12 protein-coding genes are annotated in these 15402 nt (G+C 71.5%); 9 read left to right on the forward strand and 3 right to left on the reverse strand.

What is annotated here, in order from left to right; genetic code table 11:
* Positions 1–228: 228 nt before the first annotated feature.
* On the reverse strand, positions 229–1863 hold the full coding sequence (locus P2H44_RS01985; RefSeq protein ID WP_275761738.1) for a long-chain-fatty-acid--CoA ligase: 1635 nt from the start codon (positions 1861–1863) through the stop codon (positions 229–231).
* Between the two features lie 466 nt (positions 1864–2329).
* Complete coding sequence (gene glmM, locus P2H44_RS01990) at positions 2330–3679, reverse strand: phosphoglucosamine mutase (protein WP_275761739.1); 1350 nt, start codon at positions 3677–3679, stop codon at positions 2330–2332.
* A 204-nt stretch (positions 3680–3883) separates the two neighbouring features.
* Between glmM and P2H44_RS01995 the strand changes: the two genes are divergently transcribed.
* The 3 genes from P2H44_RS01995 to P2H44_RS25535 all read left to right on the forward strand — a co-directional run bounded on the left by P2H44_RS01995 (position 3884) and on the right by P2H44_RS25535 (position 7193).
* Positions 3884–4201, forward strand: coding sequence for a DUF2849 domain-containing protein (locus tag P2H44_RS01995; protein WP_275761740.1), 318 nt, complete (start codon positions 3884–3886; stop codon positions 4199–4201).
* 93 nt (positions 4202–4294) lie between these two features.
* On the forward strand, positions 4295–5950 hold the full coding sequence (locus P2H44_RS02000; RefSeq protein WP_275761741.1) for a nitrite/sulfite reductase: 1656 nt from the start codon (positions 4295–4297) through the stop codon (positions 5948–5950).
* Complete coding sequence (locus tag P2H44_RS25535) at positions 5937–7193, forward strand: phosphoadenylyl-sulfate reductase (RefSeq protein ID WP_462976246.1); 1257 nt, start codon at positions 5937–5939, stop codon at positions 7191–7193. The genes P2H44_RS02000 and P2H44_RS25535 overlap by 14 nt, the downstream gene beginning before the upstream one ends.
* 394 nt (positions 7194–7587) lie before the next feature.
* Here P2H44_RS25535 and P2H44_RS02015 read toward each other — a convergent pair whose 3' ends face one another.
* Entirely contained in the window at positions 7588–8001 is a 414-nt protein-coding gene (locus tag P2H44_RS02015) for a rhodanese-like domain-containing protein (RefSeq protein ID WP_275761742.1), read from the reverse strand.
* A 116-nt stretch (positions 8002–8117) separates the two neighbouring features.
* Between P2H44_RS02015 and ftrA the strand changes: the two genes are divergently transcribed.
* The 6 genes from ftrA (at position 8118) to acnA (ending at position 15375) form a co-directional block, all read left to right on the forward strand.
* Positions 8118–9119 (forward strand): transcriptional regulator FtrA, encoded by a 1002-nt coding sequence (ftrA, locus tag P2H44_RS02020; protein WP_275761744.1) that lies wholly within the window; start codon positions 8118–8120, stop codon positions 9117–9119.
* Between the two features lie 152 nt (positions 9120–9271).
* Positions 9272–9775 (forward strand): type III secretion system chaperone family protein, encoded by a 504-nt coding sequence (locus tag P2H44_RS02025; protein ID WP_275761745.1) that lies wholly within the window; start codon positions 9272–9274, stop codon positions 9773–9775.
* A 58-nt stretch (positions 9776–9833) separates the two neighbouring features.
* A complete protein-coding gene (gene proC, locus P2H44_RS02030; RefSeq protein ID WP_275761746.1) occupies positions 9834–10670 on the forward strand; it encodes a pyrroline-5-carboxylate reductase in 837 nt (278 codons plus the stop codon).
* 411 nt (positions 10671–11081) lie between these two features.
* Positions 11082–11537, forward strand: a complete 456-nt coding sequence (gene phaP / locus P2H44_RS02035) for a TIGR01841 family phasin (RefSeq protein ID WP_275761747.1) — start codon at positions 11082–11084, stop codon at positions 11535–11537.
* Between the two features lie 211 nt (positions 11538–11748).
* Positions 11749–12108, forward strand: coding sequence for a tRNA-binding protein (locus P2H44_RS02040; protein ID WP_275761748.1), 360 nt, complete (start codon positions 11749–11751; stop codon positions 12106–12108).
* A gap of 498 nt (positions 12109–12606) precedes the next feature.
* Positions 12607–15375: an aconitate hydratase AcnA gene (gene acnA, locus P2H44_RS02045; protein ID WP_275761749.1), complete on the forward strand. Its 2769-nt coding sequence runs from the start codon at positions 12607–12609 to the stop codon at positions 15373–15375.
* The last annotated feature ends 27 nt before the right edge of the window (positions 15376–15402 follow it).

A 15402-nucleotide genomic window follows, 5' to 3' on the forward strand; every position in this document is an offset into this window, starting at 1 on the left:
CCCATCGTATCACGGGATGACGCAGGGATGAACTCGCGCGCGGCCCGGGGCCGGGCGGCCGGCTGCGGGCCGCGGCGGCGCGGATCCTGCCGCGGGATCAGGCGCTTGCGCGGCGACGGCCGGCGTGGGGACCGGGACGGCGGCGCGGGCCGGCCGATTCGGACGGGTCCGGAACGCGACGGGCCGGCCCCGCGAAGGGCCGGCCCGCGATGCGATCCGATGCGCCGCTCAGGCGGCTTCGGGGTGGACGTATCCCAGGCCGTTGAGCTTCTTGCGCAGCTCCAGCTTCGAGATCTTGCCGGTGGCGGTGTGGGGCAGCTCGTCCATGTAGATCACGTCGTCGGGCACCTGCCACTTGGCGAAGTGCTTGCCGACGAGCTCGAGGATCTCCTCCTTCGGCGGCTTCGCGCCGTTCACGCCGACGATGCACAGCACCGGCCGCTCGTCCCACTTGGGGTGAGGCACGCCGATGGCCGCAGCCTCGGCCACCTGCGGGTGGGCCACGGCGGCGTTCTCGAGGTCGATGGAGCTGATCCACTCGCCGCCCGACTTGATCACGTCCTTCGAGCGGTCGGTGATCCGCACGTAGGCGTTGGGGTCCATGGTGGCGACGTCGCCGGTGTCGAACCACTGGGTGTCGGGCTCGGCGGCGTCCTTCTCCATGCGGTGGTAGCGCCGCACCACGCCGGGGCCGCGGACCCAGAGCTTGCCCTGGTGCTTGCCGTCCCAGGGCAGCTCCTCGCCGTCGTCGTCGGTGATGCGCAGGTCGACGCCGTAGGGCGGGTGGCCGACGGTGGTCTGCACGTCCAGCTTCTCGGCCGCGCCCAGCGAGGCGACCTCGGGCTTGAAGGAGCAGACCGAGCCCAGCGGCGAGGTCTCGGTCATGCCCCAGGCGTGGATCACCTGGGCGCCGTAGTCGAGCTGGAAGGCCTCGATCACCGCGCGGGGGCACGACGAGCCGCCGATCACCACCCGGCTGAGGGTCGAGAACTTCAGCTTGTTCTGGCGCAGGTGCTGCAGCATCCCCAGCCAGATGGTGGGAACGGCGGCGGTCAGCGTGACGCCCTTCTCCAGCATCTCGTAGAGGCCTGGCGCCGTCATGTCGCGGCCGGGCATCACCATCGCCGCGCCGTTCAGCGCGCAGGTGTAGGCCAGGCCCCAGCCGTTGGCGTGGAACAGCGGCACCACCGGCATCACCACGTCGTTGGAGCTGAGAGGGATGCAGTCGGGGGTGGAGGCGTAGAGCGCGTGCAGCACGTTGGAGCGGTGCGAGTAGAGCACGCCCTTCGGATTGCCCGTGGTGCCGGAGGTATAGCACAGGCCGCAGGGGTCGTTCTCGTCGCCCGTCGCCCACTCGTAATCGCCGTCGGCCATGGCCAGCAGCTCGTCATAGGCGATGGCGTCGGGGAGCGTGGTCTGGGGCATGTTCGCCCGCTCGGTCAGGACCACCCATTTCTCGACGGTGCGCAGCTGGGGCACGAGCGGCTCGAGCACCTTCACCAGGTCGGGCTCGACCATCACCACGCGGTCGCCGGCGTGGTTGATGATGTAGTCGAGCTGCTCGGAGAAAAGGCGCGGGTTCAGCGTGTGCAGGATCGCGCCGCAGCCGGAGACGCCGTACCAGACCTCCATGTGCCGGGGCGTGTTCCAGGCCATGACGCCGATGGCGTCGCCCGAGCCGTAGCCCATGTGGTTCAGCGCCTGGGCCACCTTCTTGGCGGCGGCGTGGACGCCGGCCCAGGTGGTCTCGACGAAGGGCCCCTCGGCCGAGCGGCCGACGATGGGGCGGTTCCCGTGGTATTTGGCGGCGTGGTCGATCAGCGTCGAGACGCGCAGCGGCCAGTCCTGCATCGCTCCGAGCATGGCATCCTCCCTAGACGTCGAGTTCGCGAGACCGGGGCGGAGACTCCCATCCGACGCCGGGCCCGCGCGTTCTGCGAACTTGCCGGGAAGTTACCACCGGCAGGGGCGGCGGCAAGACGTCCGCGACGGAAGGTCGGGGGGAATCGGCGGGATTCGGGCGATTCCGGCGGGATTTTTCGACGCGCCCGCCCCGCGGCGGCGCCGCGTCGGCCGTCGCGCCCGCGGGATCGGGCCCGCCCGCGGCGCGGGGCGGGCGGGGCGCGTGGGGGACGCGGGCCCGGGGCGCGCGGGCGGCGCGGCGATCGGGGTTCAGGCGCCCGCCAGCCGTAGGCGCGCGGCTTGCCCTGCGCCGCGGGACCGACCGGACGCAGGGGCGCGCGGGTCGATGCGGCGCCTCCGCCGGCGGCTGGCCGCTTCGGCAGGCGGGCGGGCGGCGCGCCGGAGGCGACGTGCCGGCGGGGGTCGCTCAGGCGGCCTTGGCGGCGGCGGAGACGGCGCCGCAGATGTCGTCGACCACCGCCTCGACCAGCACGGCGTCCTCGCCCTCGGCCATCACGCGGATCAGCGGCTCGGTGCCTGACTTGCGGATCAGCACGCGGCCCGCGCCTTCGAGGCGGCGCTCCCCCTCGGCGATGGCGGCGTGGACGGCGGGGTCCTCGAGCGGGGCCTGGCCTGCGGCGAAGCGCACGTTCTTGAGGATCTGGGGCAGGGGCTTGAAGCGGGCGCAGGCCTCCGACGCGCGGGAGCCGTCCTCGACCAGCGCCGCGAGCACCTGCAGGCCTGCCAGCAAGCCGTCGCCGGTGGTGGCGTGGTCGGACATCACGATGTGCCCCGACTGCTCGCCGCCCAGGTTGCAGCCGCGGCGGCGCATCTCCTCGACCACGTAGCGGTCGCCGACCTGGGTGCGGATCAGCTTCACGCCCTGGGTCGCCAGCCGACGCTCGAGCCCGAGGTTGGACATCACCGTGGCCACCAGCGCGTCGCCCTTGAGGTGGCCGTCGCGCATCCAGCGCTCGGCGATCAGGCACATGATCTGGTCGCCGTCGACGACCTCGCCCCGCTCGTCCACGACGATGATGCGGTCGGCGTCGCCGTCGAGCGCGAGGCCGAGGTCCGCGCCGTGGGCCAGCACCGTCTCGCGGCAGGTCATCGGCGCGGTGGAGCCGACGCGGTCGTTGATGTTCTTGCCGTTGGGGCTGACGCCGACCGAGATCACCTCGGCCCCCAGCTCCCACAGCACCGTGGGCGCGGTGCGGTAGGCGGCGCCGTTGGCGCAGTCCACCACCACCTTGAGCCCGTCGAGGCGCAGGTCGCGGGGGAAGGTCGCCTTGGCGGCCTCGATGTAGCGGCCCAGGCCGTCGTCGATGCGCTTGGCGCGGCCCAGGCTCTCGGCGTCCTCGAGCATCGGCTCGGCCTCGACCATCGCCTCGATCTCGGCCTCCTGCTCGTCCGACAGCTTGAAGCCGTCGGGACCGAACAGCTTGATGCCGTTGTCCTCGAACGGGTTGTGGGAGGCGGAGATCATCACGCCCGCATCCGCGCGCAGGCTCTTGGTCAGCATCCCGACGCCCGGCGTGGGGATCGGCCCCAGCAGGAACACGTCGACGCCGACCGAGAGGAACCCCGCGGTCATCGCCTGTTCGAGCATGTAGCCCGACAGGCGCGTGTCCTTGCCGATGACGACGCGGTGGCGGTGGGGGCCGCGGCGAAAGCGGCGGCCGGCGGCCTGGCCCAGCTTCAGCGCCACCTCGGCGGTCATCGGGTAGACGTTGGCGCGCCCGCGCACGCCGTCGGTTCCGAAAAGCTTGCGCGTCATGCCCCGCTCCCACCTGTCTCTGCCCTCCCCGGCGATATACCCGTGCGGGGCGCGACGTCCATCTCCGGGCGTGATGCAGCGCAATAAAACTTTTCTGTGGTGTGAAATAAAGCGTGTAAGCGGACTACCGTGTGAATTATTGCATTACACAGCAGGCCCCCTTACCTTCCTGATCAACGAAACCTCCGTCACGGGGATTCCCTCATGGCCAAGACATTCAAGCCCGTGGTTCTGACCGCGAACGCGCTCGAAGGCGGCGAGGCCGTGTGGTGGACCGGCGCCGGCTGGTCCCCGCGCTTCGCAGAGGCCTGTCCGGCCCGTTCCGACGCGGAGGCGCGAATGTTCGAGACCCTCGCCGCGGCTCCGTTCTTCGAGAGCCAGGTGGTTGGGCCCTACCTGAGCGAGGTGGAGCTGACCGGCGAGGGGATCCGCCCCGGCTCCCGGCGCGAGGCGATCCGCGCGGACGCCGAACCGACCTTCGACTATCTCGTGGGCGCGGGGGCGCGCGAGCGGGCCGCCTGAGGCCCGACGCCCCCCTGACGTCCGACATGACGAGCCGGCCGCGGCGCCCCCGAGGGCGTGCGCGCGGCCCGCGACGTCCAGCGGAGACGCGGAATGTACCGTTACGACGAATTCGACGCGCAGATCGTGAACGAGCGCGTGGCCCAGTTCCGGGGCCAGGTGGCGCGCCGCCTGTCCGGCGCGCTGAAGGAGGACGAGTTCCGTCCCCTGCGCCTGATGAACGGCCTTTACCTGCAGCTTCACGCCTACATGCTGCGGGTCGCGATCCCCTACGGCACGCTGTCGGCCGACCAGATGCGCGCGCTGGCGATGATCGCCGAGCGCTATGACCGCGGCTACGGGCATTTCACCACCCGGCAGAACATCCAGTACAACTGGCCGAAGCTGGCCGACGTGCCCGACATCCTCCAGCACCTGGCGGACGTCGAGATGCACGCCATCCAGACCTCGGGCAACTGCATCCGCAACACCACCTCGGACCCGTTCGCCGGCGCCGCCGCGGACGAGATCGAGGATCCGCGCCCGACCTGCGAGCTCATTCGCCAGTGGTCGACCCTGCACCCGGAATTCACCTTCCTGGGCCGCAAGTTCAAGATCGCCGTCACGGGCGCCGAGACCGACCGCGCGGCCATCCGCGTGCACGACATCGGCATCCAGATCGTGAAGAACGCGGCGGGCGAGGTCGGCTACCGCATGTTCGTCGGCGGCGGCCAGGGCCGCACGCCCATGATCGCGCCGGTGATCCGCGACTTCCTCCCCCGCCGGGACCTCCTGCCCTGGCTGGAGGCGGCGCTGCGCGTCTACAACCTGCACGGCCGCCGGGACAACAAGTACAAGGCCCGCATCAAGATCCTGGTCCACGAGATGGGCGCCGAGGCCTATGCGAAAGAGGTCGAGGAAGAGTTCGCCCGCATGGACCGCGAGGTGATCGCCCCCGACCAGGAGGAGATCGACCGCATCGCCGCCTATTTCGCGGCGCCGGCTTGGGAGACGCTGCCCGAGGAGTCCAAGCGCCTCGAGGCCGCCAAGAAGCTCGACCCCGCCTTCGCGCGCTGGGCCGAGACCAACACCCACCCGCACAAGGCGGCGGGCTACGCCTCGGTCGTGATCTCGCTCAAGCCGATCGGCGGCGCCCCGGGCGACGCGACGGCCGAGCAGATGCGGGTGATGGCCGACGCCGCCGACCGCTTCTCGCTCGGCGAGCTGCGCATCACCCACGAACAGAACGTGGTGCTGGCGCATGTGAAGAAGGACGAGCTGCCGTCCCTCTACAACCTGCTGAAGACGCAGGGGCTGCACGCGGCGAACCTCGGGCTGGTGACCGACATCATCGCTTGCCCGGGCCTCGACTACTGCGCGCTGGCGACGGCGCGGTCGATCCCCGTGGCGCAGGCGATCTCGGAGCGCTTCGCCGACGAGGACCGCCAGCGCGAGATCGGGCCGCTGGCCATCAAGATCTCGGGCTGCATCAACGCCTGCGGCCACCACCACGTGGGCCATATCGGGATCCTGGGTCTCGATAAGGCGGGGGTGGAATCCTACCAGATCACGCTGGGCGGCGCGCCCGGCGAGGACGCGGCCATCGGGACGCGCACGGGTCCGGGCTTCGCCTTCGAGGAGGTGCCGGACGTGATCGAGAAGCTGGTGGATCGGTATCTCGAGATCCGCGAGCCGGGGGAGACGTTCCTCCAGACCTACCGCCGCGCCGGAATGCCGGCTTTCAAGGAGGCGATCTATGCCGCTGCGTGATGCGAACGGCCTGACGCCGGACCTGTGGGTCCGCCTTTCCGACGGCCAGGTGGCGCCCCGGGGCGCGAAAGTCATCGTCCCGCTCGAGCGTCTGCGCGAGGAGGGCTTCCCCGAGGCCGCCGGCGCGGTGGGCGTGCACGTGTCCAACGACACCGACGCCCGGACGCTGGGCAATTTCCTGCCGCGGCTGAGCCTGGTCTCGGTCGCCTTCCCCTCGTTCGCGGACGGCCGGGGCTTCTCGATCGCGCGGCGGCTCAGGGGCTTCGGCTTCCGGGGCGAGCTGCGCGCCTCGGGCCCGGTGATCGCCGACCAGTACCCGATGCTGCTGGCGGTGGGCTTCGACACGATCGAGATCCCCGAGGCGATGGCCGCCCGCCAGCCCGAGGAAGACTGGGCGGAGGCGCGGGATTCCGTCTCGCTGACCTACCAGTCGGGCCTGCGCCGCGGCGCCGTCTCGATCTTCGAGGCGCGCCGGGCGGCGCGGGGCGAGGCGCGCAAGCGCGAAGGCGGCGCGGCGGAGACGCCCGAGCAGATGGCCGCGCGGCTGAACGCCAAGTACCGCGGGGCCGAGGCGCAGGACGTGCTGTGGGCGGCCGCCCACAAGGAGTTCCCGGGCGGGCTCGCCCTGGTCAGCTCCTTCGGGGCGGAGTCGGCGGCGCTGCTGCACATGGTCAGCCAGGTCGACAAGTCCCTGCCGGTGCTGTTCCTCGAGACCGGCATGCTGTTTCCGGCGACGCTCGCCTACCAGCAGAACCTGGCCGAGCACCTGGGCCTGACCGGCGTGCGCCTGGTGCGTCCCGAGGTGGCCGAGGTGAAGGCCGAGGACCCCGAGGGCACGCTGCACGGCCCGGACGCCGACGCCTGCTGCGACCTGCGCAAGACCCGGCCGCTGGAGCGGGCGCTGGCCCCGTTCCAGGCCTGGGTGACCGGCCGCAAGCGGTTCCAGACCGCCGACCGCGCCAACCTGGAGCTGTTCGAGGTGGACGCCGCGGGCCGCATCAAGCTGAACCCGCTGGCCGACTGGGACGCCAAGCGCATCGGCGAGTACATGGACGCCCACGAGCTGCCGCGTCACCCGATGGTGGCCGAGGGCTTCCCCTCGCTGGGCTGCGCCCCCTGCACCACCAAGGTGCGCCCGGGCGAGGATCCGCGGGCCGGGCGCTGGCGCGGGTCGGACAAGACCGAGTGCGGGATCCACATCGTGGACGGCCGCATCGTGCGGGGCGCGCCGCAGGCCGCCTGAGGCCGGGTTTCGACCGGAAAAACGCGACGGGCGGCCTGGAGACCAGGCCGCCCGCTTGCGTTTCGCCTCGTGCGAGGAAGATGGGTGGTCCGCCTCTCTTCCAGACTCCCCAGCCGTCGAAGAGAGGCGGACCTGCGATCAGATCCGGGGCGCCCACCCCAAAAGAGGCCGCGCCGGCGATCGCCCGACGCCCGGCGGCGCGGTTTCCGCTGCCGGCCGGTGCGCCGCGTGACGAGAGCCCCCCTAGGCGCCCGTCGACGCAAGTTTCCCTTCGGGTCAAACTGAGGCGGAAATGGGGCACGGATTCGCGATTCACGTTTGCGCGCGAATGAAGCAGACCGGTTTTCATGCTGCGCGTGCGGGTTTCAGTTCCACGTCGCAGCCCAACCGCGCATCAGTTGACGAGCGCGAAGCCCTCGTCCAGCCAGCCCGCGACCCCGCCGATCATCCGCTTCACCGGCCGCCCCAGCCGCGCCAGGCGCACCGCCGCCTTGTCCGCGCCGTTGCAGTGGGGGCCCGCGCAATAGACGACGAACAGCGTGCCGTCCGGCCACTCGGCCATGCGCCGCTCGGTGATCTTGCCGTGGGGCAGGTTCAGCGCGCCGGGCACGTGGCCGCGGGCGAAGAGCTCGGGGCCGCGCACGTCGAGCAGCACGAAGTCCCGCGCGCCCGCGGCATGGGAGGCGTGGACGTCCCAGCAGTCGGTCTCGAAGGCCAGCATCGCCTCGAAATGCGCCAGCGCCCGGTCGGAGGGGGCGGCGGGAACGGCGGCGACCGCCGAGGGAGCGGGGGCGGCGGGGTGGCTCATGGCGGGCTCCTTGCGGCTGTCCGGGCCGCGGATCGCGGCGGGTCTCGAGGGGATATGCCCTGCGCGGGGCGCAGAGGGAACTGGCGGAACCGCCAGGGTTCGGGCAGAATCCGCCAATGCCCCTGGATCCCGACGACCTCGTCGCCGTCCTCGTCTACGACGGCCTGTGCACCTTCGAGTTCGGCGTTGCGGTCGAGGTCTTCGCGCTCGACCGGCCGGAGTTCGACTTCCCCTGGTACTCCTTCGCCGTCGCCTCGGCCGACGGGCCTCGGGTGCGCGCCACGGGCGGAATCACGGTGGAGGCGGACGGCGACCTCTCGGTCCTCGCCCGCGCGCGGACCATCGTCCTGCCCGGCTGGCGGGACCGGGAGGAGCGGCCGCCCGAGGCGCTGCTCGACGCGATCCGCGCCGCCCATGCCCGGGGGGCGCGGCTGGTCTCGATCTGCTCCGGCGTCTTCATCCTGGCGGCGGCGGGGCTGCTGGACGGGCGGCGCGCCACCACCCACTGGCGCCACCTGCCGGTGCTGCGCCGCCTGCATCCGCAGGTGATCGCGCAGGAGGACGTGCTCTACGTCGACGAGGGGGAGATCATCTCGTCCGCCGGCTCCTCGGCCGGGATCGACGCCTGCCTGCACCTGGTGCGGCGCGACCACGGGGGCGAGGTCGCCAACGCCGTCGCCCGGCGGCTGGTGGCGCCGCCGCACCGGCAGGGCGGGCAGGCGCAGTACGTGCCGGCCCCGGTGCCCGTGCGCCCCGGCCGCGGCGTGGCCCGCGCGATGGACTGGGCGCGGGAGAACCTGGGCCGCCCGATCTCGGTCGGCGACCTGGCGCGGGAGGCGGCGATGTCCGAACGCACCTTCCTGCGCCGCTTCCGCGACGGCGCGGGGCTGAGCCCGCGCGACTGGCTGGCGGGCGAGCGCGCGGCCCGCGCCCGCGACCTGCTGGAGGCGACGGACCTGAGCCTGGAGGAGATCGCCGCGCGCTGCGGCTACGCCTCGCCCGAGACGTTCCGCGCCGCCTTCCGCCGCGCCGTCGGCGCCCCGCCGGCGAGCTGGCGGGCGCGGTTCAGCCGCCGCGCGACGCCCGCCGCCGGCTCCGACTTGCCGCGGCGAAATTGACCGCCATTTCCTAAAAAATGTGTGGCGCCGCGGAATCGATTGCTCCACCATATTTCGTAGGGACGCCGCTCAGGCTCCCAATAACGACGCATCCTCTCAGCCCCTAGCGGGGGCCACCTCGCAGGGGCTCTAACAACGGAGGGGCCGGAGGCATGGACGCGCTCGAGCACGATCTTTCCACCGAAGACCTGCACCCGATCGACCTGGTCGAGACGCTTGCCGAGCGTCGCGACTGGGAATTCGACCGCGTCGGGCATGACCAGATCGCCATGGCCGTCGAGGGCGCCTGGCGGACCTATTCGGTCAGCCTCGCCTGGTCGGGCTACGACGACATGCTGCGGCTGGTGTCGACCTTCGACATGGACCCGCCGGCGGACCGCCTGCCCGAGCTCTACAAGCTGCTCGACAAGGCGAACGACCAGCTGTGGGGCGGCGCCTTCAGCCTGTGGCCGGAGCACAAGCTGATGGTCTACCGCTACGGCCTGGTGATGGCCGGCGGCGGCTGCGCCACCGGCGGGCAGGTCGACGCGATGATGCGCGCGGCCATCGAGAACTCGGAGCGGTTCTATCCCGCCTTCCAGCTGGTGTGCTGGGGCGGGGCCGAGGCCGGGGACGCACTGGAAATCGCGATCAGCGGAAACTACGGTCGCGCCTGACCGGACCCCGCCGACCGACCTTTCCGGCCGGGCGCCCCGGCCGGAGAGGGAGACCGACATGACCAAGCCGACCGCCGACCTGACCGCCCTCGCGCCCCGCGGGGTCACCCTGCTGGGCTGCGGCAAGATGGGGGGCGCGATGCTGGAGGGGTGGCTGGCCTCGGGCCTGCCGCCGGCCTCGGTCACGGTGATCGACCCCAACCCCTCGGACCGGCTGAAGGCGCTGGCGGGCGAGGGGCTGAAGCTGAACCCCGAAAGCCTGGGAGAGGCCGACGTCTGCATCCTGGCGGTGAAGCCGCAGATGATGGGCGAGGCCGCGCCGAAGGTGGCGGGCCTGGCCGCGGGGGGCGCGCTCTACGTCTCCATCGCCGCCGGCACGCCCATTTCCGCCTTCGAGAAACTGTTCGGCGAGGACGCGGCGATCGTGCGCGCCATGCCCAACACGCCGGCCGCCGTGGGGCGCGGGATCACCGCGCTGATCGGCAACGCCAAGGTCTCGGAGGCGCAGATGGCGGCGGCCGAGACGCTGCTGGCCGCGGTGGGCGAGACGGTGCGGCTGGAGGACGAATCGCAGATGGATGCGGTGACGGCCCTGTCGGGCTCGGGCCCCGCCTACGTCTTTCACCTGATCGAGGCGATGGAGGCCGCGGGCGTCGCCGCGGGCCTGCCGCAGGAGCTGGCGGCGCGCCTCGCGCGGGTGACCGTGCAGGGCGCGGGGGAGCTGGCGCGCCTCTCGCCCGAGAGCCCGGCGCAGCTTCGCGTCAACGTCACCTCGCCGGGGGGCACCACCGCCGCGGCGCTCTCGGTGCTGATGGCCGAGGGCGAGGGGCTGACCGAGCTCGCCACCCGCGCCGTCGCCGCCGCCGCCGCCCGCTCGCGCGAACTGGCGGGCTGAGGGGACGGGGCGAGTCGGCTGGGCGACTCGTTCGGGCGAGTCGCGGCCGGCTCACCGATTCCGCACCGCCGTCCACGCGCCGCATCGTTTCCCCTGCGGCGCCTGGGCGCATCCGTGGGCGAGACGGCCTCGCCCGCCGGCCCGCGGGGGCGGGGCGGGCGCGACGTCGGGTCGGCGTGACCTTGGGGAAGTTATTGATTAACCAGAGCGCGAGGGGCGCGTCAGGCGGCGTCGCGGGGGGCCTGCGGGGCGGGAAAATCGCGTCGCCGGGCCGGAGAACGCCCTGCGCGGGTCCCTTTGTGCAGTGCACAACAACCTTGACTTGTTTTGTGCGCTGCACCATATGGGGGTCATGCAAGGGGCGCGATGACAGCGCCCAGACGCGCAGGAAACCGCGAAGGAGCGACCCCGATGTTCGACAAGTTCTATGGCTTCGATGCCGAGAAGATGTCCGAGATGTTCAAGACCCCGGACTTCACCAAGTTCTTCGAGACGGCGCGCATGCCGATGATCGACCTGCAGGCCCTGTCGGCCGTTCAGCAGAAGAACATGGAAGCCCTGGTCGAGGCCAACAAGGCCGCCGCCGCCGGCTACCAGGAGATCTTCAAGCGCCAGGTCGCGCTGTTCGAGGAGACCATGGGCTCGCTGCAGCTCCAGGCCTCCGAGATGAAGATGGACCAGCTGTCGGCCGAGGGCGCCCAGCGCCAGGTCGAGCTGATGAAGGCCGGCTACGAGAAGGCCCTCGCCTCGCTCAACGAGCTGGCCGAGACCGCCCAGAAGGCCAACACCGACGCTTTCGAGATCCTCCGCGCCCGCATCGAGGCGTCGATCGAGGAGCTGAAGGCGATGTCGGCCACCAAGGCCTGATCGCCCGCGGGCCCCGCGCCCGCGAGACCATTCGCCGGACGGCGTCCGTCCCTCCCTGAGACGCCCTCCGCATCCTGGCCGCCCGCACCTCCCTGCGGGCGGCCTTTTTGCGTCCGGGGGGCGCCCGCTCGCGGCGGGCCGGAGGCTTGAGCCCCACGGCCCCGCCTGCCACAACGACGGGCGCAGAGCGGAGCCGCCGCCGGAGGAGCCCATGTCGAGCCAGCCAGACCCCCTCGCCCCCGAGATCGGATTCGACGACTTCCTAAAGGTCGACATCCGCGCCGGCCGCGTGGTGCGCGCCGAGCCCTTCCCCGAGGCGCTCAAGCCCGCGATCAAGCTGTGGGTCGACTTCGGCCCCGAGATCGGGGAGCGCAAGAGCTCGGCCCAGCTCACCGTGCACTACACGCCCGAGAGCCTGGTCGGGCGGATGGTGATGGGCGTGGTGAACTTCCCCGCGCGCCAGATCGGGCCGATGCGCTCCGAAGTTCTGGTGCTGGGCGCCTACGACGAGACCGGCGTGGTGCTGATCGCCCCCGACAAGGAGGTGCCGCTCGGCGCCCGGATGTGCTGAGCCCGGATATGCTGAGGCGGACCGCCTGAGGCGGCGCGCGGGCGGCCCAGCGCGCCCGCTGCGCGGTCGCGACAGGCCCGCCCTGCGCCCCCGTCGCGGCGCCTCCGACGGGCCTTTCGCCCCGCGCCCGGGGCGAGTCGCCGGCCGCCCGGCGGACGGGGTCTCGCGGAGCGGCGGATGTTTCCTTCAGGGCCTTCGGCCAGGCGCGCGGCGCCGCCCCGACGGGGACGGCCGGGCGGGGCGGATGCGTCCGCGCAGCGGGCGCGACGGGCCGCTCCGGCCCCTGCGGGGGGCGCCCGGCGGCGGGGCGCGGGCGCCGTCGCCGCCATTCGCATACAATTGCATACAGACGTTGCAATGCAGCGGGAAAGCGCGTAAGGAGTCTCCACCAAGCCGGATTGCCAGGCCCCGGCTGCGAGCGACCGTGCGCCCTGCGGGCCCCATGCCGCCCGCCGAGGGACACGTCTTCGCGCGCAGCCCGCGTCAAAGGAGACGAACGTGCCGATCATCGTCGGACAGGACACCGCGGGCGCCCGCCGCGAACTCGAGGTCGACGGCCAGACCATCGCCTACTACTCGATCCCCGCCGCCACCGAGGCGGGCCTCGGCGACTTCTCGAAGCTGCCCGCCGCGCTGAAGGTGGTGCTCGAGAACATGCTGCGGTTCGAGGACGGCAAGACCGTCTCGGTCGACGACATCAAGGCCTTCGCCGAGTGGGCGGAGAAGGGCGGCAAGAACCCGCGCGAGATCGCCTACCGTCCCGCCCGCGTGCTGATGCAGGACTTCACCGGCGTGCCCGCGGTCGTGGACCTCGCCGCGATGCGCGACGCCGTGGTCGCGCTGGGCGGCAAGGCCGACGCGATCAACCCGCTGAACCCGGTCGACCTGGTCATCGACCACTCGGTGATGGTCGACGAGTTCGGCAACGCCCGCGCCTTCCAGATGAACGTTGACCGCGAGTACGAGCGCAACGGCGAGCGCTACGAGTTCCTCAAGTGGGGCCAGGGCGCGTTCGACAACTTCCGCGTCGTGCCGCCGGGGACCGGCATCTGCCACCAGGTGAACCTCGAGTACCTCGCCCAGACCGTCTGGACCGACAAGGACCAGGCCGGCAAGGAAGTGGCCTACCCGGACACGCTGGTCGGCACCGACAGCCACACCACCATGGTCAACGGCCTCGCCGTGCTCGGCTGGGGCGTGGGCGGCATCGAGGCCGAGGCCGCGATGCTGGGCCAGCCCGTGTCGATGCTGATCCCCGAGGTCGTGGGCTTCAAGCTGACCGGCGCGATCAAGGAAGGCGTCACCGCCACCGACCTGGTGCTGACCGTCACCCAGATGCTGCGCAAGCACGGCGTGGTGAACAAGTTCGTCGAGTTCTACGGCTCGGGCCTCGAGCACCTGCCGCTCGCCGACCGCGCCACCATCGCCAACATGGCGCCCGAGTACGGCGCGACCTGCGGCTTCTTCCCGATCGACGACGAGACCCTGCGCTACCTGCAGGTCTCCGGCCGCGACGAGAGCCGCATCAAGCTGGTCGAGCAGTACGCCAAGGCCAACGGCTTCTGGCGCGACGAGAACTACGACCCGGTCTACACCTCGACCCTCGAGCTGGACCTGTCGACGGTCGAGCCCTCGCTCGCCGGTCCGAAGCGTCCCCAGGACCGGGTGCCGCTGAGCCAGGCCGCGCCGGAGTTCGACAAGGTCTCCAAGGAGTACCGCGCCTCCAAGGCCTCCGACGAGGAGAAGGAGCGCTGGGCGGCCGAGGGCGGCCAGCCCAAGCCCGACCACGTGCCCGGCCGTCCCGGCGGCGCCGACAACTGGGCCAAGGTCGAGGGCGAGGACTTCGAGATCCACGACGGCTCCGTCGTGATCGCCGCGATCACGTCGTGCACCAACACCTCGAACCCCTACGTGATGATCGGGGCCGGGCTGGTGGCGCAGAAGGCCAACGCCCTGGGCCTGACCCGCAAGCCGTGGGTGAAGACCTCGCTGGCGCCGGGCTCCCAGGTGGTGACCGAGTATCTCGAGGCCGCGGGCGTGCAGGACGACCTGGACGCGCTGGGCTTCAACCTGGTCGGCTACGGCTGCACCACCTGCATCGGCAACTCGGGCCCGCTGCCGGAGAAGATCTCCAAGGCGGTGAACGACGCCGACCTGGTGGTCGCCTCGGTGCTGTCGGGCAACCGCAACTTCGAGGGCCGCGTGAACCCCGACGTGCGGGCGAACTACCTGGCCTCGCCGCCGCTGGTCGTGGCCTACGCCATCGCCGGCGACATGAACATCGACATCACCAAGGACCCGATCGGGGTCTCCAAGGACGGCAAGGAGGTGTTCCTCAAGGACATCTGGCCGACCGCCAAGGAGATCGCCGACTTGGTGGAGAAGACCGTCACCCGCTCGGCCTTCCAGTCCAAGTATGCCGACGTCTTCAAGGGCGACGAGAAGTGGCAGGAGATCGAGACCGCGGAGGGCGAGACCTACACCTGGCCGGCCGCCTCGACCTACGTGCAGAACCCGCCCTACTTCAAGGGCATGGGGATGGAGCCCGGCAAGATCGAGGACATCGAGGGGGCCAAGATCCTCGCGGTGCTCGGCGACTCGGTGACCACCGACCACATCTCGCCCGCGGGCTCGTTCAAGTCGGACCACCCGGCGGGCAAGTACCTGCTCGACCACCAGGTTCCGGTGCGCGACTTCAACTCCTACGGCTCGCGCCGCGGGAACCATGAGGTCATGATGCGCGGCACCTTCGCCAACATCCGCATCCGCAACGAGATGGTTCCGGGCGTCGAGGGCGGCTACACCAAGGGCCCCGACGGCGAGACGACCTCGATCTACGACGCCGCGATGGCGTGGGAGGAGAAGGGCGTGCCGCTCGTGGTCATCGCGGGCAAGGAGTACGGCACCGGCTCGTCGCGCGACTGGGCGGCGAAGGGCACGGCCCTGCTGGGCGTGAAGGCGGTCATCGCCGAGAGCTTCGAGCGCATCCACCGCTCGAACCTGGTCGGCATGGGCGTGATCCCGTTCGAGTTCACCGGCGGCCAGACCCGCGAGAGCCTGGGCCTGACCGGCGAGGAGACGGTGTCGATCCCCGGCCTGACCTCGGTGAAGCCGCGCCAGACGGTGACGGCGAAGATCACCAAGGCGGACGGCACGACCGTGGACGTCGATCTGCTGTGCCGGATCGATACCGAGGTCGAGATCGAATACGTCGAGAACGGCGGCGTGCTGCACTACGTGCTGCGCAACCTGGCCCGCGCGGCCTGATCCGATCCGCCTGACGGCCTGAGAGGG

It is taken from the genome of Albimonas marina (assembly GCF_029223255.1).
Lineage (GTDB): Bacteria > Pseudomonadota > Alphaproteobacteria > Rhodobacterales > Rhodobacteraceae > Albimonas.